This is a genomic window from Methanosarcina sp. DH1 (genome assembly GCF_020804205.1).
GTDB lineage: Archaea > Halobacteriota > Methanosarcinia > Methanosarcinales > Methanosarcinaceae > Methanosarcina > Methanosarcina vacuolata.
The window spans coordinates 1-25,597 of record NZ_WJBJ01000017.1 but is presented as its reverse complement, the minus strand read 5'-3'; the positions used below and the strand labels follow the sequence as shown (position 1 = coordinate 25,597).

General features: G+C 41.7%; 23 protein-coding genes and 5 tRNA genes. 12 read left to right on the top strand and 16 right to left on the bottom strand.

What is annotated here, in order from left to right; genetic code table 11:
- Positions 1-11: 11 nt before the first annotated feature.
- The 4 genes from sepF to cobT all read left to right on the top strand — a co-directional run bounded on the left by sepF (position 12) and on the right by cobT (position 4,789).
- Positions 12-395, top strand: a complete 384-nt coding sequence (sepF, locus tag FXW07_RS08175) for a cell division protein SepF (RefSeq protein WP_048121378.1) — start codon at positions 12-14, stop codon at positions 393-395.
- Positions 392-1,033 carry a ZPR1 zinc finger domain-containing protein gene (locus FXW07_RS08170; RefSeq protein WP_229395012.1) on the top strand — a complete coding sequence of 214 codons (642 nt, stop codon included), beginning with the start codon at positions 392-394 and terminating at the stop codon, positions 1,031-1,033. The genes sepF and FXW07_RS08170 overlap by 4 nt, the downstream gene beginning before the upstream one ends.
- Before the next feature lie 607 nt (positions 1,034-1,640).
- Entirely contained in the window at positions 1,641-3,083 is a 1,443-nt protein-coding gene (gene proS, locus FXW07_RS08165; protein ID WP_048121374.1) for a proline--tRNA ligase, read from the top strand.
- Positions 3,084-3,739: 656 nt separating this feature from the next.
- Positions 3,740-4,789: a nicotinate mononucleotide-dependent phosphoribosyltransferase CobT gene (cobT, locus tag FXW07_RS08160; RefSeq protein WP_229395011.1), complete on the top strand. Its 1,050-nt coding sequence runs from the start codon at positions 3,740-3,742 to the stop codon at positions 4,787-4,789.
- Positions 4,790-5,127: 338 nt separating this feature from the next.
- On the opposite strand, the gene FXW07_RS19270 is transcribed toward cobT, so the two are convergent.
- Positions 5,128-5,253: a hypothetical protein gene (locus FXW07_RS19270; protein ID WP_255678967.1), complete on the bottom strand. Its 126-nt coding sequence runs from the start codon at positions 5,251-5,253 to the stop codon at positions 5,128-5,130.
- A 114-nt stretch (positions 5,254-5,367) separates the two neighbouring features.
- Positions 5,368-5,532, bottom strand: a complete 165-nt coding sequence (locus FXW07_RS08155) for a hypothetical protein (protein ID WP_229395010.1) — start codon at positions 5,530-5,532, stop codon at positions 5,368-5,370.
- Between the two features lie 753 nt (positions 5,533-6,285).
- On the opposite strand from FXW07_RS08155, the gene nifS reads away from it, so the two are divergent.
- From nifS to truD, 6 genes are all read left to right on the top strand, one after another.
- Entirely contained in the window at positions 6,286-7,476 is a 1,191-nt protein-coding gene (gene nifS / locus FXW07_RS08150) for a cysteine desulfurase NifS (protein WP_229395009.1), read from the top strand.
- A gap of 39 nt (positions 7,477-7,515) precedes the next feature.
- Complete coding sequence (gene nifU / locus FXW07_RS08145; RefSeq protein ID WP_229395008.1) at positions 7,516-7,905, top strand: Fe-S cluster assembly scaffold protein NifU; 390 nt, start codon at positions 7,516-7,518, stop codon at positions 7,903-7,905.
- A gap of 114 nt (positions 7,906-8,019) precedes the next feature.
- Positions 8,020-9,009, top strand: coding sequence for a tetrahydromethanopterin:alpha-L-glutamate ligase (mptN, locus tag FXW07_RS08140; protein WP_229395007.1), 990 nt, complete (start codon positions 8,020-8,022; stop codon positions 9,007-9,009).
- A gap of 250 nt (positions 9,010-9,259) precedes the next feature.
- On the top strand, positions 9,260-9,607 hold the full coding sequence (gene pth2 / locus FXW07_RS08135; protein ID WP_229395006.1) for a peptidyl-tRNA hydrolase Pth2: 348 nt from the start codon (positions 9,260-9,262) through the stop codon (positions 9,605-9,607).
- Between the two features lie 126 nt (positions 9,608-9,733).
- Positions 9,734-10,978 (top strand): transglutaminase family protein, encoded by a 1,245-nt coding sequence (locus FXW07_RS08130; protein WP_229395005.1) that lies wholly within the window; start codon positions 9,734-9,736, stop codon positions 10,976-10,978.
- Between the two features lie 38 nt (positions 10,979-11,016).
- A complete protein-coding gene (gene truD, locus FXW07_RS08125) occupies positions 11,017-12,333 on the top strand; it encodes a tRNA pseudouridine(13) synthase TruD (protein ID WP_229395004.1) in 1,317 nt (438 codons plus the stop codon).
- A gap of 263 nt (positions 12,334-12,596) precedes the next feature.
- On the opposite strand, the gene FXW07_RS08120 is transcribed toward truD, so the two are convergent.
- From FXW07_RS08120 to FXW07_RS08110, 3 genes are all read right to left on the bottom strand, one after another.
- Positions 12,597-14,000 (bottom strand): MATE family efflux transporter, encoded by a 1,404-nt coding sequence (locus FXW07_RS08120; RefSeq protein WP_229395003.1) that lies wholly within the window; start codon positions 13,998-14,000, stop codon positions 12,597-12,599.
- 195 nt (positions 14,001-14,195) lie between these two features.
- Positions 14,196-14,279 (bottom strand): hypothetical protein, encoded by an 84-nt coding sequence (locus tag FXW07_RS08115; protein WP_332310051.1) that lies wholly within the window; start codon positions 14,277-14,279, stop codon positions 14,196-14,198.
- A gap of 762 nt (positions 14,280-15,041) precedes the next feature.
- Positions 15,042-15,521: a hypothetical protein gene (locus FXW07_RS08110; RefSeq protein WP_229395002.1), complete on the bottom strand. Its 480-nt coding sequence runs from the start codon at positions 15,519-15,521 to the stop codon at positions 15,042-15,044.
- Positions 15,522-15,800: 279 nt separating this feature from the next.
- Here FXW07_RS08110 and FXW07_RS08105 point away from each other — a divergent pair, with 279 nt between their 5' ends.
- Complete coding sequence (locus FXW07_RS08105) at positions 15,801-16,331, top strand: hypothetical protein (RefSeq protein ID WP_229395001.1); 531 nt, start codon at positions 15,801-15,803, stop codon at positions 16,329-16,331.
- 496 nt (positions 16,332-16,827) lie between these two features.
- Here FXW07_RS08105 and FXW07_RS08100 read toward each other — a convergent pair whose 3' ends face one another.
- From FXW07_RS08100 to FXW07_RS08085, 4 genes are all read right to left on the bottom strand, one after another.
- Entirely contained in the window at positions 16,828-18,744 is a 1,917-nt protein-coding gene (locus tag FXW07_RS08100) for a PQQ-like beta-propeller repeat protein (RefSeq protein WP_229395000.1), read from the bottom strand.
- Positions 18,745-18,775: 31 nt separating this feature from the next.
- Positions 18,776-18,967, bottom strand: a complete 192-nt coding sequence (locus FXW07_RS08095; RefSeq protein ID WP_229394999.1) for a hypothetical protein — start codon at positions 18,965-18,967, stop codon at positions 18,776-18,778.
- A 6-nt stretch (positions 18,968-18,973) separates the two neighbouring features.
- Positions 18,974-20,887 (bottom strand): PQQ-binding-like beta-propeller repeat protein, encoded by a 1,914-nt coding sequence (locus FXW07_RS08090; RefSeq protein WP_229394998.1) that lies wholly within the window; start codon positions 20,885-20,887, stop codon positions 18,974-18,976.
- A 65-nt stretch (positions 20,888-20,952) separates the two neighbouring features.
- The gene (locus tag FXW07_RS08085) at positions 20,953-22,206 is read right to left on the bottom strand and encodes a HEAT repeat domain-containing protein (RefSeq protein ID WP_229394997.1); all 1,254 of its coding nucleotides are present in this window, start codon (positions 22,204-22,206) and stop codon (positions 20,953-20,955) included.
- Between the two features lie 1,001 nt (positions 22,207-23,207).
- On the opposite strand from FXW07_RS08085, the gene FXW07_RS08080 reads away from it, so the two are divergent.
- The gene (locus FXW07_RS08080) at positions 23,208-23,606 is read left to right on the top strand and encodes a hypothetical protein (RefSeq protein ID WP_011308457.1); all 399 of its coding nucleotides are present in this window, start codon (positions 23,208-23,210) and stop codon (positions 23,604-23,606) included.
- A 426-nt stretch (positions 23,607-24,032) separates the two neighbouring features.
- Here the strand turns inward: FXW07_RS08080 and FXW07_RS08075 are convergent, their stop codons facing one another.
- The 7 genes from FXW07_RS08075 to FXW07_RS08050 all read right to left on the bottom strand — a co-directional run bounded on the left by FXW07_RS08075 (position 24,033) and on the right by FXW07_RS08050 (position 25,572).
- Positions 24,033-24,245 carry a MoaD/ThiS family protein gene (locus FXW07_RS08075; RefSeq protein ID WP_048121346.1) on the bottom strand — a complete coding sequence of 71 codons (213 nt, stop codon included), beginning with the start codon at positions 24,243-24,245 and terminating at the stop codon, positions 24,033-24,035.
- On the bottom strand, positions 24,242-24,370 hold the full coding sequence (locus tag FXW07_RS19265) for a hypothetical protein (RefSeq protein WP_255678959.1): 129 nt from the start codon (positions 24,368-24,370) through the stop codon (positions 24,242-24,244). The genes FXW07_RS08075 and FXW07_RS19265 overlap by 4 nt, the downstream gene beginning before the upstream one ends.
- Before the next feature lie 667 nt (positions 24,371-25,037).
- A tRNA-Gly gene (locus tag FXW07_RS08070) sits at positions 25,038-25,109 on the bottom strand.
- A 7-nt stretch (positions 25,110-25,116) separates the two neighbouring features.
- A tRNA-Phe gene (locus FXW07_RS08065) sits at positions 25,117-25,191 on the bottom strand.
- Between the two features lie 94 nt (positions 25,192-25,285).
- A tRNA-Val gene (locus tag FXW07_RS08060) sits at positions 25,286-25,359 on the bottom strand.
- A 59-nt stretch (positions 25,360-25,418) separates the two neighbouring features.
- Positions 25,419-25,490 (bottom strand) — tRNA-Gly (locus FXW07_RS08055).
- A gap of 7 nt (positions 25,491-25,497) precedes the next feature.
- Positions 25,498-25,572, bottom strand: a tRNA-Phe gene (locus FXW07_RS08050).
- Positions 25,573-25,597: the final 25 nt, after the last annotated feature.

Sequence of the window (25,597 nt, the reverse complement as noted above, 5' to 3'; positions counted from 1 at the left end):
GGTGCGCATAAATGGCAAAACTCATCGACAAGCTCCTTGGCAGCAGCAATGTAAAAAGTCCAACAAGTCCCGAGGATTACACTGAGATTGATCTCAGCAAATATGAAGAAGTTCTCGAGGACGAACCTGCAGAAACTTATGTAAAGATCGCAGAGATCTCGAATATCAACCAGGTATCCCAGCTCAAGCAGGAAATTTATAACGGAAATATCTTGATTGTAGATATTTCAAATATCAGAGGCGATGACCTGCTCAGAGATAGAGTTTTAAAAGAGCTGAAAGACGTTGTTATCGATGTTCATGGGGATATCGCAGGGGTCAAAGGAAATACCGTAATTGTAACCCCTACAGGCATTAAAATTGACAGATCCAAGATTTCTGGTGGAAAATATTGAATCAAGATTTCTTAAAACAGGAAAGGTTTGAAACAAAAATCTGCTGCCCTCTATGCCATACAGATCTGGTGATGAACTGGCAGAGAGATAACATTCCCTATTTCGGGGAGATCATGCATATCAGTGCAAGATGCAAGTGCAGTTTCCGTTTTGCAGATACCATGATTCTCTCGATTAAGGAGCCCATGCGCTATGAGATGCCAGTTGAAACCAGTGAAGACCTGGATGCAAGGGTCATCCGTTCAACCTCAGGTACAATCCGCATCCCGGAAATGGGAGTTACCATCGAACCTGGATCAGTTTCGGAGTCATATGTAACGAATATTGAAGGCGTACTGCAACGAGTCCGGGATGTTCTTCTGACTGCGAGCAGGTGGGTAAAGGGAGACAAAGAGAAATCCTTACGCAGCGAGGAGCTCCTGTGTATGCTTGAAGATGTGATCGAGGGCAAGAGAAAAATCACAGTCATAGTCGAAGATCCTCTCGGAAACAGTGCGATCATTTCAAAGAAAGTAAAGGCTACCAGACTCTCCGAAGAAGAAGCCGAGACGCTAAACACCGGCATGGTCGTTTTCGATGTTAACAAATCCGAGCTCGTAAACGATGTCTCAGACAATGTTCAGCCCCTCGGAGATTAATTCTTTTTTCCGGTTTTTCACAGACTGACAAGTTCCGAGGGCATACTTCCAAAGGGCATACTTCCAATATAGTTATTAACTTCTATTTCATAAAGGCAGGCATACTGATGGTTATGAATGTAATTTCACCTCAGGATGCCACATTCTCAAGGTTCCATCTCTCAAAATGTCACCCACTCAAAAGGTGGCTGCCCAGAGATATTCCTTTAGAATTTCCGGAGGGAAAGAAAACCAGACAAGTTTAAAAATTTATTTGGTCAATTTAACAATTTATTTGATCGATTTACCTGTATTGATCAAATTAACGTTTATTTGGTCAATTTAAACATTTATTTGATCGATTTACCTGTATTGATCAAATTAACGCCTATTTGGTCAATTTAACAATTTATTTGATCGATTTACCTGTATTGATCAAATTAACGTCTATTTGGTCAATTTAACAATTTATTTGATCGATTTACATCTATTGATCAAATTAATATCTACCTGGTCAATTTAAACACTTGCCAAATTAGTTTAGTAACCAGGTTGGTCAATTTGAAAGTTTGTTCAATGAATTTAAGAATTTAAGAGTTATTTCAGATTGCTATAATACGGTGAAGGTATGGCAGAAAGTGAAAAAGAAGCAGCACTCCCTCCAAAAGAGGAATTCAGCGAATGGTATAACGAACTCCTTTGGATGGCCGAAATAATGGATGTCCGCTATCCTGTAAAAGGATTATATGTCTGGTACCCTTTCGGCTTTGCAATCCGAAGAAATACCTATAATATCATAAGAGAAATTCTTGACAACAGTGGACACCAGGAAGCTCTCTTCCCTCTACTTATCCCCGAAAATGAGTTCATGAAGGAAGCCGAACATATTAAAGGTTTTGAAGACGAGGTATACTGGGTAACCCACGGCGGAAGAGATCCCCTTGATATCCCTCTGGCTCTTCGCCCAACAAGTGAGACTGCCATTTATCCGATGTACAAAATGTGGGTCAGGTCACATGCTGATTTCCCTGTTAAAATTTATCAGATAGTCAATACTTTCCGCTATGAGACAAAACATACACGTCCCTTGATAAGGCTTAGAGAGATCACTTCCTTTAAAGAGGCCCATACAGTCCATGCTACCTGGGAAGATGCAGAAGCTCAGGTTAAGGAAGCTATTGGGCTCTATACTGAAATATACCGCAGGCTTGGAGTTCCTGTGCTTCGCTCAAGGAGACCTGATTGGGATAAATTCCCGGGCGCAGATTACACAGATGCTCTTGATGCAGTTATGCCTGATGGAAAGACCCTTCAGATTGGTACAGTCCACCATTTGGGAGATAACTTTGCAAAGACTTTTGACATTAAGTATGAAGCTCCTGATGGCGAACAGCGTTATGCCTATCAGACCTGTTACGGGATTTCCGAAAGGTCGATTGCAGCTACGATTTCCATCCACGGAGATGACAAAGGGCTGGTTTTGCCCCCTGAGATCGCGCCTGTACAGGTTGTAATTATCCCTATTATCTTCAAGAAGGGAGCTGAAGAGGTACTTGCAGCCTGCAAGGATGTAAAGGAACGCCTGACTAAAGCCGGGGTCAGAGTCGAAATCGATGCAAGTGACCTTCGTCCCGGAGCAAAGTACTACAAGTGGGAAATGAAAGGCGTACCCCTCAGGCTCGAAATCGGTCCCAGAGACCTTCAGAATAATGTCGCTGTAGCTGTAAGAAGAGATTCCGGAGAAAAAGAACAGATCCCGCTCTCTGAAATCGAAGCTGGCGTGAGTTCAAAGTTTGAGGCAATCCACGAAAGCCTGTATCAAAAAGCGAAAGTCGAACTTGAAAACCGCATATTTGACTGCGCCGAACTTGAAGAAGTAAAAGAAAAAATCCAGATTGGTGTTGCCACAATTCCCTGGTGCGGAAAGAGAGAATGCGGACTTGCTATGGAAGACGTAATCGGTGCAGGAATCCTTGGAATCCCTCTGGAGCAAAAAAGAGACAAAAAAGAAAAGTGCCCTATATGCGGAGAAGAAACCGAAACCCGTGTTTACGTGGCAAGAACATATTAAAACAAGAAAACTGCTCTGGCACAATTGAAAAGTCGATCTGGCACAATTGAAAAGCCGGCGTAGCACAATTGGAAAGCCAATTATTAAGTATTTGCTCCGGCTTTCATCTTTTTCTTTTTATTTTATGCATGTTATTATTTGAGTCTTTACAACCTGAACCTAAAAACAAGCTATCAGGAATAGTTATATATAAAAACGTACTCAACTGATTTTTAATAAACTCTAAGTTAAAATTAAGCAGCTGAACTCGAAAAGAACAAGAAATAAAGTAAACTTAACTTGAGTAATATTAAATTATATTTGCTTATAGATAAATATTAAATAGTAAGTTGAAGAATTCTCATTGGATTTCAGAAAGAATCAACCTTTCTTAAAAGCTGCCCCTCCGCAAGCATTTTCAAAAAAAGTTTGTGCGAAAACCCCAAAAACGAAGCAAAGTTCGAATTTGATGAACTTATCCCCGAACCCTATCCGGCGTGATCAACCGGCGCAACGATTTCGGGAAAGCAGTTTTTTGAAACGGCTTGCCCGAAAACCCTGACCATTTGAGTTTGAGAACCTTATCCCCAAACCCTATCCGGCGTGATCAACCGGCGCAACGGTTGCGGGTCAACAGTTGGTGAGTAAGTTGATTCTATTCATAAAGGAGATATGATATGGCCTGGATCGAACCGGAAGTGACCAGAAAACCCAGAAGACCGATGTTTTTATGCGTGCTTTCCAATACCAAAACTGCACATATTCCCAAGCTTTCAGCTGCAGGAAAAACGGCTGAACTTACAGACTATACACCTGCAGGGGATGCGGAACTTATGGAAACAGGAAATATTATCAGTGTACCTGTTCTCCCTATGACTCCTCCTTATGACACTCCGACTCCTGCAATTATGACCCGTTCGGCGTTGAAACTTACGGACGCTCCCTACCATTTCATTAATTCCGGCCTTATTGTAACCCCGGAAGTCCCATGCATTGACCTCAAGGCAAAGCCCGGAGAAGATATCCGGGAACCAGTTGCAGTCAACGATGTACAGGGGATCTATGAGCGGGCAAAGTTCCTGGGCAGGAGACTCAGAAACCAGGTGGACCATGTAGTTATTGGAGAAAGCATTCCAGGCGGCACAACAACTGCGATGGGGGTTTTAATGGCGCTGGGATACAATGGGAATGTCAGCAGCAGTGCTGATGAAAATCCCCTTGACCTTAAGAAACAGGTCATTGAAGAGGGCTTGAAAGCATCAGGCCTGACTTTTGGCTGCCTGAAAGATGATCCCATGAAAGCTATTTCCTGCATGGGAGACCCGATGATGCCGGCTGTTATAGGTCTGGTTGCAGGTTTCCAGGGCACTGACGTGAGTGTTGTGCTTGCAGGAGGGACTCAGATGGTGGCAGTATATGCATTGATAAAACACCTGGGTTTCAATACGGAAAAGCTGGCGATTGCCACTACCCGGTATGTTGTGGAAGATAAATCCGCAAACTTTACTGAACTTACCAGAATCCTTGGTGTACCCGCAGTCTATGTTGCAGACCCTGGTTTTGGAAAATCCGAACTCAAAGGGCTTCACAGGTATGAGACTGGTACGATCAAGGAGGGCGCAGGGGCTGGTGGAGCAATGTATCTTGCAGGCCTTTATGGAATATCTCAGGACGAGTTCAGGTCCGAAGTAGAAAACGTTTGCAAACTGCTCAAAGCAGGGCATTGAAAAAAGCCGCTTTAGGACTGGTTTTATCGGAATTAATCTCCTTAAACAATCTTCTTAACTTAACTTTTTTTTTATTTCTATAATCGTTTGTTCTGGTAAGAAGTGCTGAAGAAAGATACATATGAAATTTTCAGTCAAGAAAGATTGATGATTTTTTTCAGAATAAAATGTATAAAGCCGTTCAAAAACCAATAATCAATAGAAAAAAATGAAAAATTTTTGATCTGACAAAAATTCTTAATAATAACTAAAAATTAGAAAAGAGAACTTGAGAGCTATTAAAGCTCCTAAGAAGCTAATTTTTCCAGTTTTTCAAAAACTAAACTCCTTTTTTCAGTTTAAGTCTCTATTACAGTTTCAGGCGTCTTCATGGGGTTTGAAGGCGAAGATGTCGGGTCTATAGATGTCGGTTTTTGAGTGTGGAAGATATTTACTCCCCCTGATAAGTATGCTTCCGAAATCATACTTCCACAGTTTCGACAATAATAGAAGACATTAGAACCCAGGACTTGACGTTTTAACATTGTCTGGCATACGCTGCAAAACATCGAAATATCTTCATTTTTCATGGAGGGTCCTCACCCGTAAATCATGATAGAATCGAGCCTTGCGGTACCCACTTTTGTCCAGTACTTACAAACACTACAGTATTCTATCTTTCCATCTGAGCTCACTTTTAATCTGGCATGGCACTTTGGACATATTTTTAGCCGATTCGTAACTAATCCCCCTTGGATTTCCATTTTTAAAACTGCAAGATCAGGCGGTCAAAAGCCCTGAAATCGAAAAGATATTCTGGCAGTACACAAAGAACCTGAAAGACTATCCAGCAGTACAGAAAAACTTACTGATCCCAACCTTGAGTTCCATTTAAAAGCCGTTTTTGACCTTTAACTGACAATGTATCAATTCCCCCGAACAGGACCTCAGATAAAGGCGTTTTAAGCTAAACGATTGTATTGCTTAAAAATCATACCTGTCCGACCTCGCTGCAAAATACTACAACAAGCTACCAAATATATTATTCCTGATAGGATATAAGTTTTGGCTCAAAATGAATTATTTTTTATATGATTAAGGGGTAAAAGGCTGCCTTTTGTTGAGGTCGTACTTCCTCAAAGGTATACTGTAAAATGAAAATCAAAGTAAATTCAAAAGCAGCGGCAGGTATTCTCTGATAGGCACTCACGGCAGATTAGACAACTATTAGACAACTATTAGACAACTATTAGACAACTATTAGACAACTATTAGACAACTATTAGACAACTATTAGACGCTGTTAAATAGATATTTCAGTTTAACTCTATCAGTTAGCTTATGTCGGATGTCAATTAATGGACTCAGTTTAACAGGCAGCAGCTAAGTTATAGTAATTATATCAATCTCGACATTATGGGTGAAGTATACTTGCGTTAATCTGGCAAAAAATTCCAGAAAGCGGAATATGCAATAAATTCATATTGCGTAAACCCCTATTTTCATAGGGGGTTCTGATGGGAGAAAAGCGCTTTGTCTATATGGACCACGCAGCCACCACTTTCACAAAGCCTGAAGTGTTTGAAGCTATGCTGCCTTTTTTAAACGAACATTTTGGAAACCCTTCTTCCCTGTATTCAATTGGGAGAGAAGGTAAAGAGGCGATAGAGACCGCCCGTGAACAGCTTGCAAAGGCTCTGGGAGCTAGTCCTGAGGAAATATATTTCACCTCCGGAGGAACCGAGTCCGATAACTGGGCTATCAAGGGAACGGCTTTTGCCAGGAAAATGAAAGGAAAACATATCATTACCACACCAATTGAACATCATGCAGTGCTCTATCCCTGTAAGTACCTGGAGACTCAGGGCTTTGATGTGACTTACCTGCCTGTAGACAGTTATGGGCTTGTAGACCCTGCAGAGGTTGAAGCTGCAATTAGAGATGATACTATCCTGATCTCGGTGATGTATGCGAATAATGAAATCGGGACAATAGAGCCTATTCATAAGATAGGCGAGATCGCAAGAGAATATGAAATTCCTTTCCATACTGATGCCGTTCAGGTAATTGGTAAAATTCCCCTTGAGATGGAAAAGAAAGAAAAGAATGTTGACATGCTTTCTCTTTCTTCCCATAAGTTCTATGGGCCCAAAGGAATAGGAGCGCTCTATTTGCGAGAAGGGACAGAAATTGATAACTATATGCACGGGGGCGGCCAGGAGCGCAAAAAGCGAGCAGGAACCGAGAATGTATCAGGTATTGTAGGATTGGGAAAAGCAATAGGACTTGCAACAGGAAATATAGAGAAGCATAATGAGAAAATGAAGAGACTGAGAGACCGCCTCCTTGCAGGAGTCCTGAAAATTTCGGACTTCAGGCTTAACGGACATCCGGAAAAACGCCTTCCGGACAACCTGAATTTCAGTTTTGAATACATCGAAGGCGAATCTCTGCTTCTCATGCTTGACGAGATGGGGATATGCAGTTCTACAGGGAGTGCCTGTTCCTCAGGTTCTCCTGAGCCCTCGCATGTGCTCAGGGCAATAGGACTGCCTCCGGAGATAGCCCAGGGTTCCCTTCGCCTGTCCCTTGGAGATGATAATTCCGAAGAAGACATTGATTATGTACTTGAGGTACTGCCTGAGACCGTTGAAAAGCTCAGGGCTATATCTCCATTCTATAAACCTGAAAACGCGTGTAAAAAATAAATCGCAAGTGTACAGGAATATGAAAACAGGGGGAGTTTTGTGTACAATAAAAAGGTCATGGACCATTTCATGAACCCAAGAAACGTAGGGGAAATTGAGGACGCTGACGGGGTCGGAGAAGCTGGAAATCCACATGGAGACCACATGAAGATTTTCCTGAAAATTCGGGACGACCGAGTTGAAGATGCGAAGTTTCAGACTTTCGGGTGTGCAGCAGCAATTGCGTCCAGCAGCATGGCAACCGAATTAATTAAAGGCAAAACCCTCAAAGAAGCCTGGGGACTTACAAACGAGGCCGTTGCTGAGGCTCTCGAAGGCCTGCCTCCGGGCAAGCTGGAGTGTTCGGTTCTTTCCAGAGAAGCAATCCACAGTGCAATAAATGAATACCGAAAAAAGAAGGGGCTTGAGGCCCTTCCTGAACAGGTCTGATAGAAGGAAAATAGAAAACAGGTTCAGACCTCCTGGATTTCAGACCTCCTATATTTCAGACCTCATGTACTTCCATATCGTAAACTTGATCTGGGATTCTCCCGATGATGATCTATGAAAAAAATAGGGATTGTCATCACTGACCCGGAGGATTGGACAGCCAGGGCACTTACTGACGCAGCGAGAAAAAAGGATTTTTCTCCTTTTGTTCTGGATCTCAGGACTGCAAAGGTCAGCATGAATTCGGCAGCTTGGGAATCGAAAGCTGAAAGCTCAACTGTGGCCTTCAAAGTGGGAGATATAAAACTTTCTGACCTTGACGCGATAATTGTAAGAGATGTGGGCGCAGGAGCTTTCGAAGGCGTATCTTTCAGGTTTGATATCCTGCGTGAACTGGGAGACGAAGGAATCCCTGTTGTCAATTCCCCAGAAGCTATCCGGAATGCTGCAAATAAATATCATGCTTCCTATCTTCTGGCAAAGGCCGGACTCCCTGTTCCAAGAACCGTAGCTGTGCAGGATATGGAAGCAGCCCTGAAGGCAATATCAAGATTTGGAGACGCTGTTATTAAGCCTGTTTTTGGATATAAAGGAAAGGATATTGCAAGAGTAAGGAACGGCGAAGTCCGATTTTCGGATAGAAAAGTAGAATCTTCATCCCTGGAAACAATTCTCACTCAACTGCTTCAAGAGAGAGGTATGCTGTATATACAGGAGTTCATAGAGAATCCGGGAAGAGATATCAGGGCCTTTGTTGTTGACGGTAAGGCTATTGGGGCAATTTACCGTAAAGCAGCATCTGGCTCCTGGGTTAATAATCTGAGCCAGGGAGGAAGTGCAGACCGGTGTACACTCACGGAAGAACAAAAAGGAATTGCTGAAAAGGCTGCCCTGGCAGTGAGCACAACTTTTGCCGGTGTTGATATTATAGAAGGTATGACCGAGGGCATTCTTAGTAAAGAAATTGATATTAATTCCGGCCAAACTGAGGGGGGCCCTAAAATTCTTGAAGTCAATGGAACACCATCCGGAAAAGGTATTTTTGATGCATGGGGGATAAATCCGGCAGAGTATATTATAGAATACATCGAAAAAATTTTATGAAATAATTATAAATGATGCCACCTATAATATCAAATACAACTATTTGAATTTCGTAGAACAACTATTTGAATTTCGTAAATTTTTAAAAATTATGTGATTTAATTGTTTGATTTAATACTTCGGGCCCGGCTCGGTCACAATATAGAGGATCAAAGAATAAGTATCAAAACCGAGATATAAAGCCGATCCGGATACCCTCATTGAAAACATTTAAGAAACAGACGGACCTTCAATAAACCCGAGGCAAAAAATGAGTGAATATAAACAGTGTATAGTTACCCGGGAGGACCTGAAGCTTTCCAAAGGCAAGTTTGCAGTGCAGGTAGCTCATGCTGCCATTTCTGCTTCAGAATGGGCAAGCAAAAGTGACCTTGAAAAATGGAAAGAAGGCGGGCAGAAAAAAATTGTCCTTAAAGTCCCTACCCTTAATGACCTGTATGAACTTAAGGAAAAAGCAAGAAGGGAAGGGCTACCTACTGCTCTTATACAGGACGCAGGACTTACGGAAATTCCGTCGGGAACGGTTACAGTCCTCGGAATAGGGCCGGCAAAAGAAGAGCTTATAGATAAAGTTACGCGGGACCTTAAACTTGTTTAAGTGTCAAGAACCTGAAAGTCAGGTTTGGGAATACAGTAATAAAATGAAACCGGGCCTGGGCTGTCGATTCAATAGATCCTCTGGTGAGGAAAAAGGTTCCGCCTGCGTTCAATTCAGGAGGAAACCATGAGGAATTCAAAGGCTTCAAGAGGAAGAGAGGTAGCCTCAATAATTGCTATTTTATGCGTATGCCTCGTACTCGCCGCACTCACCGGAGTGCTGTCTTCGGATTCGATTGAGAATTTCAGAGAAGAAATAATAGGTTATATCTCCTCAGGACTGGACCCCGAAAGCCAGGAGAGTGTTTTTACACCCCAACCGGCTTTATTTACTTTCCCGGCAACACTCACATACTCCCCCAGGGAAAACAAACTCACTCCCATCCTGAGAACTCCTTTGCAGCCTGGATTCTCCCTGAACAGCAACTACCAGACTTCAGATTTTTACCAGGGGGGAAAAGGCTATGTTAGAATCAATCTCAAAAACGAAGGCCGAAACCCAATTTTTATAGACAAGTACGGGGTTTCGGTTAATGCCTCTGAAAGTCGGATTTATTCTGAGGACTGCGGAGTTTTGATCAATCCAGGTGAGGAGCAGTATATCGGAGTAATCCCGATTCATATCCCTGAAGAACAAAAAGCAAATTTCAGTATTGTCCTCTGGCTGCTTGCCTCTACCTCGGAAGGAAAATGGCACGACTACGGATCTTATTCTCTGAAAAACTTTACTGTAAACCTGAAGCCAATGCCAGAAAAAGCAAATCCAGTATACCGAGACAATCCTTCGCCTTACTTTGAGACCATAAACCAGCTTGTGGAACCAGCCGAACCTGATATAAGGGAAAAGGCAGTCCTGGTGGCTCGCACATATCCGGGAGCATATAATATCTATCAGGTCTGTGCCCTCTTTGACATGGTAAAAGAGAAGGTCGAATACGTAAGTGACCCAAGAGGTAATGACATCTGGGAGCCAGCCAACGTTACCCTGAGAATAGGAGCCGGGGATTGTGAAGATCAGGCAATTCTCCTTTCATCCATGCTCGAGGCTGTAGGAGGCACAACCCGGGTCTACCTGACCAATACTCATGCCTTTGCAGCAGTATATATAGGCAATGGAACCGCTGCGACAGATGCTGCAGTCAGAGGTGTAAGGTCCTATTACGGAAACGTTGATGTAAATTACCTGACCGACGAATATGGTTCCTGGCTGATGCTCGACCCGACCTCAAGCCTTTACGCAGGAGGGCTTCCCGGAAAAACGGCCCCTGCGAAAGTTAAAGCTGCTGAAGGAAACGAAACATATAGAGGCTGGACCTTTTTAGACACGAATGAAGTAAAAGCTATTGATATCAACCCCAGGTGGTCTTTATAATTTTCACAAAACACACAATAGAGGAGTGTTTTTAATCCATGCAAGTGCCGGAAATTGAAAAACAGATCGGAATAAATCTTTACTCCACGGATACTGACGGCCTCGGAGGGCAGCTTCGGCAGGAAGTGGAGGATTTTATTGTCAGAGAAATTACGAACCGGGAGGAAGGACAGGAAGGAAAATACCTGATTCTTGAGCTAGTAAAGCGCGACTGGGACACACATCACCTGACCCGGACTCTCGCAAAAATCCTCCAGGTAAGCCAGAAGCGAATCAGCGTTGCAGGCACAAAGGACAAACGCGCACTTACAACTCAGAAAATCAGCATTTTTGATATTGACGCCCAGGAAATTGAGAAGATCCACTTAAAAGACGTAGAGCTAAAAGTCCTTGGACGTTCCCGAAAATCCGTTGAACTCGGAGACCTGTGGGGAAACAATTTCAGAATTACCATCCGGAATATAAACCATTCGAGTGAGGAGACACACAAACTGCTCGAAAAGACCACAAACGAGATCCTGGCTCAGAGCGGCGTTCCGAACTTCTTCGGGATCCAGCGCTTTGGCTCGGTACGTCCTGTCACGCATCTGGTAGGAAAAGCCATTGTTGAGGGAGACTTTGAAAAAGCTGCCCTGCTCTATATTGCCGATCCCTTCCCTGACGAGCCGGAAGATACACGGAAAGCTCGCCAGTTTGTAAAAGATACTCTCGATTTCAAAGAAGGCCTGAAAATCTATCATCTCCACCTTGGGCATGAAAGAGCAATGATGAACCATCTGATCGCAAACCCGGATGATTTTGCAGGAGCTTTTCTTGTTCTCCCGAAAAACCTCTACAGGATGTTTGTACACGGCTACCAGTCCTACATATATAACACAGTCCTGTGCAGGAGGATCGAAAAAGGCCTTCCCTTAAACGAGGCTGTAGAAGGCGATATTGTCTGTTTCAAGAATGAACATGGCCTGCCGGATTCTTCAAAAACCGAAAAAGCCACTGCAGAAACCGTAAATGCCATGAACCGCCTGATTAAGAGAAACCGGGCCTTCGTAACCGCTCCCCTTCCGGGTTACAGTACGGAATTTGCGTCAGGCATTCCGGGAGAGATCGAACAGGCAGTTCTCGATGAACTCAAAGTCCCTCTGCAAGGTTTCAATATAGAAAAAGTTCCTGAGATGAGCTCGAAAGGCACAAGGCGGGAAATCCTCCTTCAGGTTGAGCCGAAGTTTGAGGTTGCTGAAGACGAACTGAACCCGGGAAATTCAAAAGCTGTGCTTGAGTTCATGCTGCCAAAGGGAAGTTACGCAACAACCGTGCTGCGGGAGTACATGAAGGTAGATCCGTTGCAGATGAGCTGAGAAAGCTGGAAACTCAAAAAGCCGGATTGCAGAAAAATCAAGTCGCAGGAAAAATGAGCTGCTAAAGGCAGCTATCTACTATTTTTATCCGGGTAGCCGTCTGTGTCCCAAAAACTGTGCCTGCAATGCTCACAATGGAAGCAGCGGGTTATGACTGGTCTTGGAAAAGGGCGATGCGATTTTTTCCTTCTTGATGTCTGGATTCATGAATTCCGTATGCGAGAAGTTCTTACGACAGTGTTCACAGTGGAGTATGAATACATTTAATCGTCATTTGGAGTTAATACAATATCAGAAGCAGGGAAGTTTCCTTCCTCACTTACAGTTATCCCATTCTTGAGAAAACCGAACTCTTTCCAGAGCAAGCCCAGAACGACCAGGGACATCAGGAATTCCGCAGCCGGGGTTGCGAGCCAGACCCCGTTAAGGTCAAGTAAGGAAGGTAAAATCCAGAGCAGAGGAAGGAGGAAGAGAAAAACTGTTCCTAGCTGGATGAAAAGAGCGTATCTGATTTTGTTTATCGACTGGAAATATACGGAACCCAGCATAACCGTCCCATGGGTAAGGAGAGCAAACACGAAAATCTCCATGCCGTTAAGGGTAATTTTCAGGAGTTCGGGGCTGTCGTGGTTGAAAATAAGGATAAACTGTTCCGGATACATAGAGAGAAGCATGAAACCAATCAACCCTGTCACGAAGCAGGAGATAACAGCTATCTTCAAGGTCCCTGCAACCCGGGAATAACAACGGGCCCCGTAATTAAAACCGATGATCGGCTGGGTACCGACTGCTATTCCTTCAAAGATCAGGGAGAAAATCGAAAAGACGTAACCTATAATTCCATAGCCTGAAACTGCAAGTTCCGAGCCGTAACTGAGCAGCATGTACTCGTTCGCAAAGAGCAGGACGAAAGTTGAAAACTGCATTGCAAAGGAAGGAAGGCCTGTTTTCATAATTTTCAGAATAATTCTCGAATCCAGAGAGAGGGAACTGGGTTTTAGCCTCAGTCCAGCCCATCCGCTAAAAAAATACAGAGCCAGCAGAATTCCGGAAAAAGAGAAAGCAATAACCGTGGCTATGGCAGCCCCAGCAACCCCCATTCCCATTCGCATGACAAATACGTAGTCAAGAACCATGTTTACGAGAACACTCGCAACCACGCATGTCATAGCAAGTCTTGGTTTTCCATCATTTCTTACAAGAGGATCGAGAGCAATGGCCAGAATCAGGAGTACAGAACCTGAAAATAAGACTCTAATGTAACTATTTGCCATGTCAAAGACCGGGCCAGAAGCTCCCAGGAGGCGAAGATAAGAACCCGATAAGGCAAGCCCTATGGAGGTAAGACCTATTCCCGCAAGCAGGAGCAGGGGAAAAGCATTATGTACGAGCTTGAGAGCTTCCTGTCGGTTAGCTCTTCCAAGGGCCAGGGCCACAAGGCTTGAAGTCCCGATTCCGATCATGTGCCCTACAGCAACTATGGCTAGAAGTGCGGGAAATGCAAGAGTTATCGCCGCAAGCCCCTGGCTGCCCACAGCATTCCCGACAAAGAAACCGTCAATCACTCCCTGGATTCCAGCAACGATCAACCCGATGGTTGCCGGGAGAACGAATTTCAGGAAAAGCTTTCCGATACTTGCAGACCTCATTTCCCGTTCATCTGTCATACTTTTTCCTCATCAAGCCCGGTAGCTATATTCTCAAAGATTCTCTCCATAACCTCAAATTCCTCTTCATACAGAATTTCCCGGGTCTTTTCATAGGACCTCATATCAGCCCAGTATTTGATCTCAACTACCTTTTTCCTTTATCGGCAAGTTCAAGCAGGCAGATCCTTCCGTCTTTCGCGGAAGCCTCTGTTTTCAGCAGACCTTTTCCGCCATTATAGAAACCATGTTGCTGGCAGAAGGTTTGCTGACCTCCATGGTCTTTGCCAGTTCGGAGATCGTGGGATTGCCCAGGGAATTAATTTTCCTGAGATAGAGGAAGACATTGCAGGTAATATCTCTGTATTCCTCTAAAAATTTACGTTATTTTAAATTTTTTTGATAATAATGGTCCATTTTTTCAAGAAGCCTGGAACTTTCCATTTTTGCTCCCCATAAATAAAAAAGGGGTGTATTGTTGGGTTAAGTAATATTAAAAATTTTCCACCAACTATAATCTATAATTATAAAATTCATAAAATATAACTATAAGAATCATGAAATGTAATTATAAAATTCATAAAATATAGTTATAAGATTCACTTCTGCATTTCAGGACAGGTCATGCAGGAACAGACGGCGAAACTCATTTCTTAGACCTTCTACAGGCAAATGCAAACATAACGACGCCCATAAATATGAAAACTAGTCTGCTGTAGAGGAAATTATTGGGCAAATATAGGGTATTGGGCCCTCCACGACTCCCAAATACCAGCGCAGGGACCACTAAAATAAATTATTTCCTAAAATTAATTCCGGAACAACACTTTTAACCAACACTATAAGTTCTGCACTTTCTATATCGCTGATGAATTAAGGGAAAATGTTAAGACGTAAACCAGTCCTTCAGACTCAGCCGTGGTTAATTCTTTTTAAAAAGTATCCCCAAGGCGGTGATATGTGAGGTCGAGAGCTATTTCAGCCGGAATTAAAGCCTTTGGAAATGTCGATGGTCATCTATGAATTAGGAAGCCCGTTAAATCTTTAGATTTAACGAGTAGTTCATTCTCTTTCTCTTACCATGCTAAGAAACGCGAGTTTTTTTGCCTCCTGTACCGGGATAAGATAGCCTTCGACCTCGTCAATTTTGGGATTTGAGGGGTCTACTCCGTATTTTTCAATATAAGCCACCCTTGCTTCCTCTATTATTGCTAACATTTCCTGCTCGCTCATTACAACGTCATAATCCACACCTTCTTTCGAACTCTCCGGTGGCTCTCCTGTCTCGCTGACAATGACTCTTGAGTTACTTTGAAAAACCGTGCCGTCCAGATAATTCGGAAGTTCTCCTCTGGCAAATTTGAGGTCATTTTCCGTAATATCATATTTTTCATACAACTCCTGCAGTTCCTCATCCGTATAACTCACATGGCCAAAAAGGACCACATCAACGGTTGCCTTGACCTGGCTTTCGTAAAATGTACCGAGAATTCCAAGAACACATACGAAAAATACGATTATTGCTGCCCATGTTTTCTTCATAAAAGCTTCTCCACAGACCAGTGTAGAATACAGGAAATCGACGATTTTACAAAATAAGAAATAAATATTAAATCATATAACTTTTCTGTGAAAAAACTAATATGAAAATAATATAAAATATTATAATATAAAATTTAATCTTTTTCTTTTAGTTTAATAAAATGAGGAAAAAACGACAAATAAATTTAATATTTAAAAAGTATGGAGTCGGGATAAAGTATGCAAAGGAAAAAAGAAAACAGAGAAATAAATGACAGAGCAGGGCAGGTGATTTGAAACGTGAAATCAGGAATGGCTGCGCTGGTTATTGTGCTATTGCTGGCTGTTGCCTTCTTTGCGCCTGCTGATGGCATACAAAAAGTTGCAGATCAAGGGGAAGAGGAAGGGGAAGAAAACGCAGGTGCGCCCTGGTTTAATGAAGGCGACCCCTGGTTCGAAGAAGGTGACGAATTAAACCGGCTCAGCAACGATGAAATTCGCGCCCTTGCCGAACAGAACGAGACGGTAAGGAAAATGCTCGAAGAAGACCAGAAACTTGAGCCAGTCCGGATTGAAAGTCTTGAGGATCTGGAACACCTTCCTGAAAACTATCCTGAAGAAATGAAAAGACTGGAGATCGAAGATTATCTCGTGAGACAGAATCTATCGGAACAAACAACAAATAATTTTGGTAATGTCCTGGAACCAAAGAGTGAAGGAAACGAATCAACAAAGAGTGAAGGAAACGAATCAATAAAGAGTGAAGGAAACGAATCAACAAAGAGTGAGGGAAATGAATCAATAAAGAATGACACAAGTAACGCGAACTGATGCATCAGGAATCAGGGTTAAAGTTAATGGCATTCATCCCCTGAGCTAAAGACTCAGGGGTTTTCTGCCTTATGTTTTATAAATTAAGATCACAGATAAAGGCAAAACGAACCCGACTCCAATCCATTTCAGATCTCGTTTATAGTTTTTCTGATCAAAAAGAAGGATAAAGGCCTCTCGATAACATAATGTGCAAACAGCCAGAAGAAGACAAAAGTAAGGGGCAATCTCAGGAAGATCTCCCGAACAACAAATCTCACCGAAGGATTTTCTATCCAGCCTGTAAACAGGCTTACTAGGTTGCTGAAATGAAATATAAGGAAAAGGCTAATGCATTAAAGGATTATTTTCTACCGGGTTTTATCTTTCAAATCTGACAATTTTCTGTCATCAGTTCCGTATTTCGATACATCAGTGTTGTTTATCATTTCTTCATTCCTCCTTCAGGTCAGATCCTGTACACTTCAATTGCGTTCATATCAGTCCCCCTTTCTTATTATTTTCCCCAGGCTTTCTTCTTTCTGATCCCGGAAACAAGAAACGCAATGCCAACAAGAAAGGCTAGAGGCATGAAGAAAAAGAAGATCAGAATAAATAGAAAACCAAGTAAACTCCAGGCACAGGTATAAGGATCGATAGCTTTAAGCGAGAGCAAAAGGACACCTGACAAGGCTATCAGCCAGGGACCAAGTACAAGGGACTTATTACTGCTATTTCTAAGGAGTAATGCCAGTAGAAGAATCATTCCGGCAATAGCAATCGGGGGGAAATAATAAGTAGCAGAGTTCTCGAGCCCCCTGGTAAAGAGCAAACCTTCTTCACCGTGCTCAAAGGCGTACAATATACCTTCAGTTGAAACCAGGTATAGTTTGTCTTTGTAGACCGTTGGGTCCGATACTGAGGTGCCTTTTATTCGGCTACTGGACCATACCGTTTCTCCTTTGTCGGAATTAAACACTCTTATGTTATATGGGCCTGTTGAATATACATATTTGTCAGTTATCATGGACGAAGCAACCGGAATTTCGGGATAAGGAAATTCTTTTTCGGGATAAGAGAGTTCTTTTAAGACTTCTCCGGTGCTTGCATTTAACAGGAAAGATTTGCCGGTATTAACGAGCATTCTATCATTTTTTACTTCAATAATATCCGCCCACTCGCCAGCATTTGTTTTCCAGACCTCTTCGCCAGACTCAGCGGACAACGCAAGAATAGTTCCATTATTCTCAATATAAATCAGGTCTTTGTAAAGGAAGGGGCTGTAAGAGTATGTGCTTAAGTTCGAGTATCTCCATATCTCTTTTCCTGTGTTTGCATCCAGGGAAACTAGACCATCTTCTACTTCAGACTCATCAGTCTCTGGTTCTGGCTCATCAGGATCTATTTCGACGGGTTCGGTATAGATGGAATGAACGGCAGAATATCTGGACACAAAAGTATTTCCATTCATCAGAGGACCTGACATCTGGTAATAAGTGCTTCCGCCAGTTTCAAAGGATGTAATATTGAATTCATATTTCCATTTCAAAGTGCCATTTTCAGTATCAATAGCAGCCACATATCTGTTGTAAGGCGTGCTGACAAACAATGTATCTGCAAAAATGAGGGGGTTATCCCACCCGTCATCAGAATACTCCTTACTCCATAACGGTTTACCGGTCTTTGCATCCAGCGCCTCAATTTTTGAAGAGTGTACCGCAAACAGAACCCCATTCTTATACGCCAGACTGGCACTCCATTCCTTATTCCAGAGTGGTTCGCCTGTTTCTGCATCAACTGCTATAAGGCCCTCTTCAAGATCTCCACTAAGGTAGAGGACCCCGTCCTTAACAAGTGTTTTCACAGCCGGCTTCTCACAAACATATTTCCAGGGTAGTTTATAAGTCCAGGCAACTTTCAAAGGTGGCTCAAGGGTTACAGGTTCAGTTTCATTTAGATGGAATGAAACGTCATAAAACTCAAAGTCATCGTAGTTACTGCCATTAGCATCACTTCCGGCGCTGATTTTCAGGGTATTGTTTCCTGGATTGAAAAGAGAGGGATGAACCGGAATTGTAATATTCACTGCAACGGAATCCGGAGTTTCTGCCGGAACATAGTCATTAAGAGACCCTATTTCGATCTCATTGAGATATATTTTATCTGAAAATTCATCCGTTGGTCCCGGAACAATACTTCTGACCGTCAATGTGAGTTCTGCACTTTCGATATCTACTGAAGGGTTCAGGGTGAAATTTGCTGTGTAAACCAGCCCTTCAGGATCGTCTGGGTTCAATTCTTCTTTAAAATCGTCACCCAAATGATGGTGTCCGGTATCGATAACTACTTCGGCCGCCGAAACATTTGAAATGGAAGCAGCTAAAGTTAGAATAGAAACAAACAATAGCAGTGATATGAACAACAATCTTTTCATTATGCTTCTCCGAATTATGTAATTTTTTTATTCATCCAGTGATCTCCAAAAATCCCAACTCTAAAAATCCCAACTCTAAAAATCCCAACTCTAAAAATCCCAACTCTAAAAATCCCAACTCTAAAAATCCCAACTCTAAAAATCCCAACTCTAAAAATCTCAAATCTAAAAATCTCAACTCCAAAAATTTCAACTCTAAAAATCTCAACTCCAAAAATCTCAATTCTCCTCAAGACTGCTTCCCCTTCCTGATCCCATACCTAAGAAAAGCAATGCCAATCAGAAAGATTATAAACATAAACAAGAAGACAAAAGCAGACATTAATCCGAATACAAACCCTACGATATAAGGTTCTAAGGCTTTAAGAGATAGAAAAATAACCCCTGTTAGAGCTATTAGCCAGGAACCAAAGATAAGGGCCCTGTTTTTTACTTTGATTAGAAGTATGACCAGTAGAATTAACATTTCAGCAATGGCAATCTGGGGGAAATAATATAATGCAGAACTCTCCAGGCCCTTTGTAAAGAACATACCTTCTTCCCCATGCTCAAATGCATATAGCGTCCCCTCTGATGAAATCAGGTATAATTTGCCTTTGTGAAGTACGGGCTTCGACACATCATATCCTTTTATTTTGCTGCTGCTCCATATGAGTTCTCCAGTACTGGAATTAAAAACATGTATATTGTTCCGGTCCGTGGAATATACGAATTTATCGCTGATAACAGATGAGGAAAAACTCACTTTTGAACCGGGATACTCATTCAAGATTTCGCCAGTTTCTGCCTGTAAGATGCCAGGACTTGAAAAATCAACAAATAATTTGCCATTTATTGCTTCAACAACATTTGACCATTTGCCGTTGTTTGTTTTCCAGACTTCTTCTCCGGATTCAACAGACAATGCGATAATATCTCTCTCGCCAAGAGTAGTATAAACCAGGTCTCTGTAAAGGAATGGTTCGAAATATAAAACCTCGCCTGGATATACATATTCCCATGTCGCCTTTCCCGTATGCGCATTGAGCGCAATTAAACCCTCTTTTACTATGGGCTTTTCCAGTTCCGGCTCTAACTCTGGATCTTCAGGTATCGCGATGGGTTCGGTATAGGTGGAATGAGAGGCATAGTATCTGAATACCACGATATTTCCATTCACCACAGGTCCTGACAACCTGTAATAGCTGCTCCCTTCAGTTTCAAAGTCGGTTCTGTTGAATTCATATTCCCACTTCAAAGCCCCGTTTTCCGCATCAACAGCAGCCATATATCTGTCGTCGGGTGTGCTGATAAACAACGTATTTCCAAAAATAACGGGAGTTCCCCACGAGACACTCAGATATTTTTTACTCCACAACAGTTTTCCGGTCTTTGCGTCCAGTGCATCAATATTTGAGGAGTGTACGGCAAACAAAACCCCGTCATTATATCCCAGACTAATACCCTGTTCACCATCCCATTCCTTACTCCAGAGTAAGACGCCGGTTTCCGCGTCCACTGCTATAATAATAGTCTTTCCAAAGTCCTCTCTAGCAAAGTAGAGGACTCCACCCGCAGCAAGTGTTACCTCTGGGGGTATCTCATACCCAAGTTCCCAGGGTAGTTCATAAGTCCAGGCAACTTTCAAAGGTGGCTCAAGGGTTACAGGTTCAGTTTCAGTTAGATGGAATGAAAGATCGTAAAACTCGAAGTCATCGTAGTTACTGTCATTAGCATCACTTCCGGCGCTGATTTTCAGGGAATTGTTTCCTGGATTGAAAAGAGAGGGATGAACCGGAATTGAAATATTTACTGCAACGGAATCTGGAGTTTCTGCCGGAACATAGTCATTAAGGGAACCTATTTCTATCTCATTGAGATATACTTTATCTGAAAATTCATCTGTTGGTCCCGGAACAATACTTCTGCCTGTCAATATGAGTTCTGCACTTTCTATATCTACTGAAGGGTCCAGGGTGAAATTTGCTGTGTAAATCAGCCCTTCAGGATCAACTGGGTTCAATTTTTCTTTAAAATCGTCACCAAGATGATGGTGTCCGGTATCGAGAACGATTTCAGTCGCTGAAGCAACTGAAACGGGAATAACTGAAAAAACAAGTAATAATAACGCGAGAATTAACGAATTCTTTATCGCAGGACACATATACCTCAACCCATACCGAAGATTTAAATCACACTTAAATCCGCGTCTTCTAAGTCATATTCAAATCAGCGTCTGTTTACTATGAGGGCTGAAATCAATAACTCTGACAAAACAAACATTGCCCCGAGTCCTGGAGTACTAACAGGAGACTGTAGATCTTCTGCCGATTCTTCAGTTTCGTTAGTATCTTCAGCTCCTGCTGGTTCTTCGGTCTTTTCGATGTCTTCTGCTAGCTTCGGTAAGAGCTCCGCATCTACAGGAAATTCTGCATAGCTGAATATGACAGGCACATCGGCAACTCCAATCTCTTTTCCCGCCTGGTCAAATATATTGTAAATATTATCAAGAGTTGAATTGTTAACTTCCGAGCCTTCCAGAATTCCTACTCCTATGCGGTTTTCAATACCCCAACCATGGCTTATAACCGGCCCCTGGGGATAAGTATAAGGTTCCAGGGGATCTCTCGCAAGGTCGCAGATTTTGTTAAGTTGATCGAACCATTCTCGTCTCTGGTCTTCAATATAGAATTCGCGTTCCTTTCCATAAGTGGCAATTAACGTATTTTTCTTTTGAGTTTCAATGCTTTCAAGCCCCATTTTTGCAAATGTCCGAACAGTCTCATCTTTATCATTCAGGGCATCTGTAAGAGGATCAATCGCACGTTCATCTCCAATTCTGCCGAGAGCTTCAGCTGCACGCACCCGAACTCTGGGGTCTTCATCGTCAAGAACCTGGATCAAAGGTTCTACAGCAGGTTCACCCATAAGACCAAGGTTATAACCCAGATCTGCATCAAGTTCTGGTTCTTCTTTCAAGGCCTGAATCATAGGCTGAATTGCCCTTTCATCTTTTATTCCAGCAAGGACTGCAATAACTTTCATCTGGAGAAAAACATCTTCATTTTTGTCCTGCAAGATCTTAATTAGGGGCTCTACAGCAGGCTTTCCGATTTCAACAAGAGCATTGTTTGCAGCACTTTCAACTTCCCATTCTTCATCCGTCAACAATTTGATGAGTGGATCTACAGCTCTTTCATCTTTGATCTTACCAAGAGTGATAGCTGCGTTTTCACGGATTTCCGGGTCTTTGGAATCCAGTGTCTGGATTAAAGGTCCTACTGCGGGCTCTCCAGCTTCAACCAGAGTTTTTACGGAGTCAGCTTTAACGTCTACATCCTGTGCATTGAAATTCTCAATTAAGCCCTCGATATCCTGCTCATCCGAAGCAGCACTGGCTACACTAACACCAGAAAACATAGATAACTGGAGAATAACCAATGCAAAAAATATAAGATGAATCTTTAACTTTTCAGTCCCCATTTGACCACTTGATCCATGTTCATCTTAGAGCTACCTGGTTATGATATTAATAGCAAGTAATTAGTGCTCGGCAATACATGCAATAGTAATAACCAGAAGTGTCTTTGATATATTTGTAATATAGTCAATAAAGTTTAGGAAAAATATTTAAGAATTAGCTTTAAGTGACCTTTTAGTCTTTAAACATATAAATTTTCTTATTTTTTTGGAAAATTTATTTTGTTTAAAAATGAAGACAAATAAAATAGAAATGTTCCTGCCTTTTTTCAATTCATTTACAATAGCCATATATTGATGCACAAAATGTAAACACTTCTGGCACCGGAAATTGATCATGAAAATATCAACCGTATAATTATGGACAAACACTGACTTGAGTATAAATATTCAGTTTGCTCTTGAATCCTACTTTCCCCTGATACCTGAGTCCAAATTATTAATCAGTAAAATTATAATATTGTCAATATGATACCTGAAATTTTTTATATAGAAAAGAATATTATAATACAGGATGAATGCCAAAAACATTAAATAGTTTCCCATGCCAGGGCTAGTTGAAAGTTTTTCAACTCCTTTTTAATATATACAACTTTAAATAGTATGAGTACATTATTAATTGTTAGAGATGAATAACCTTCTAATTATATACCTATACAGGTTTAATTGATCAACCTGTAAGGCTCTTCCCATCAATCTCATAAAACGGATAAAACGGGCTCTAGTAGCCAGTTATAGACATCTGGTATTTACTTTTAATGCCGGTTGTTATACTTAAAACAGAAATAATCCGCTACATTGCGTAAAAACGTTTTTTATTATGTTTAAAATTTCAAAACGAAATAGGTTACCTTATAAATATACATACTGTGTGTATATTTAGAGATTGTCGTCAGTTTTAAAAGATAATTATAAAAACCTTTCTTGAAGGCTTAAACATAAGTATCTTAATATTATTTAACTGACAAACTTATCCGTAAAATTCTATGAAAGAAGGGGTTATCATGAAAGACTATGAAGTTAAAGTGCTGGACGAAAACGACCACATTTTTATTGAAACGTTAAGGAACCTTGGAATGTCCAGAAATGTCGCTACAACTATGGCATATCTTATGAATGTTGACGAGGCTTCATCCCGTGAAATAGAAATCAGTACCGGACTAAGACAACCAGAAGTAAGTCTTGCAATGAGGCTGATGCGCAATCAGTCATGGGTTAGCGTTCGTTCGGAAAAGAAACCCGGTAAAGGGCGCCCAATAAAGATCTATGCTCTTGCAGCTCCAGTTGACGAGATCATCAGTTATTACGAAGACAAAATTTACAAAGAATCTCAGGCAACCATCTCAGCAATTAAGAAGCTGAAGGTTATGAGTAAAAAGGTGCCTCTTACTCCCTCAAAGTAAAAACCTTCAAAACGAATTTGCTCCATAATGGCTGACAATTCTTCTCTTGAATTCGACCATTATGGAAACAAAAATCTTAATTATTCGAGTCATTTTTCATTCCTGTTCTCTACTTTTCTGGATCAACCGTTACGCCGGTTGATCACGCCGACCATGTTGTGGAGTTTTCGGTCAATCATTTTTTGAAATATCTTGCTGGCAAACAGTTTTTAAAATGACTTATGCTGCATGACCCAGGGGTAATTTGAGTAAATTAACTCTCCTGAGAACGTTGAAAATAGAACCTCTCTCTAACCTTTCTCCAAAGATTACTCCGCTTGAGCGAACGAAGTGAGCGAAACGGCACCGTCCTCCCGAGACGAAACACTTCAAAAAAGGTGGAAAAAAGAATTGTAATAAAGGAGGGGTCTGCCTTTTGCTGGCAGTTCAGCCCCCTGTGACAACTCTGAGGATTGTAAGTTTATCGGAACTGACTGTTCCATCAAGGGGAACAGCATTCCCTCCATTTAATACAAGTACTGTTTCCTGATTTATATCCAATGTATTAAGCAGGTCTTCGTAGGTAGCGCTCTCAGCTACTTCTACGGTCTGCTCAGAAATCTCTCCAGCCTGGATTGTTATGTGTACTTTTCTACTCACTCTATTGCTCCACCGCCGCTTACCTGAATTTCGCTCACGACTTCCTTAATTAACTTCTGCTCCAGTTCATATTCTTTTCTAACGCCTTTCCTTTCCGCATTTCTCTTCTGGAACTTTCCTGTCATTTTAGATCTCCTTACGATTTTTCAGGTTTGCAACATAGTTGGTATAGATCTCTTCAAGCAGACTTATTCTCTGTCTTCTTGAGATGTATATCCAATAATTATAATCATTTTATGTTTTAATTAATTTTTTGGTTGACAATACCTGGTTAACATACCTGGTTTTCAAAACTCGTGGATATCATCACCTCTAAACTCAAATAATAACTATAGGTTAACATTGAATTAGATATCGTTCATAAGCTTGACAAAAAAGATTTAAAACTGAAATTTTAAAATAAAAATAGGAAGTATTTAATTAGAAGATAATGTTTTATTGGAAATCTGGTCAATAGAATAAATGTTTCAAACTCAAAGCAAAAAATATTAATATCAGGTCGGTCCGGGAAATGTCGCAAATAAATACCGTTAAAGGAAAGAGGCAGATAAAGAAAAGTGTAGATAAAGAAAGGAATAGATAAAGAAAAGTGTAGATAAAGAAAAGAGTAGATAAAGAAAAGAGTAGATAAAGAAAAGTGTAGATAAAGAAAAGTGTAGATAAAGAAAAGAGTAGATAAAGACGAAAAAAGGTAAAAAACTTACCGATACAACCTGTTATTCTTAATAATTATCTTATTCTTAAACCTGACCTTATTCGAAAATGACTCAAAAAATTAGAAAAAATTAAATATACACCAGCCGGGATTCGAACCCGGGTTCGAGCGTTGGCAACGCCCGGTGATGACCGCTACACTACTGATGTYYGAAGATGGTGCCCAGACCCGGATTCGAACCGGGGACAACTGCCTCTTCAGGGCAGCGCTCTCCCACTGAGCTACCTGGGCAAGCAGGTTAATTCAAGATATACTTCGATTAATTGATATCCTGATTTTCGTTTTCTTTTTTACTTTCCGGAAAAATCTCCGGAAATTTTTTTAGTGGGCCCGCTGAGATTCGAACTCAGGACCTCCGCCATGTCAAGGCGACGTCATAACCGTCTAGACCACGAGCCCATGTTGCTTATGATTTTTGCGTCGGAATACTTATCCGAAGCACTGTGTTAAAAAAGTAATACACCAGCCGGGATTCGAACCCGGGTTCGAGCGTTGGCAACGCCCGGTGATGACCGCTACACTACTGATGTCCGAAGATGGTGCCCAGACCCGGATTCGAACCGGGGACAACTGCCTCTTCAGGGCAGCGCTCTCCCACTGAGCTACCTGGGCAAGCAGGTTAATTCAAGATATACTT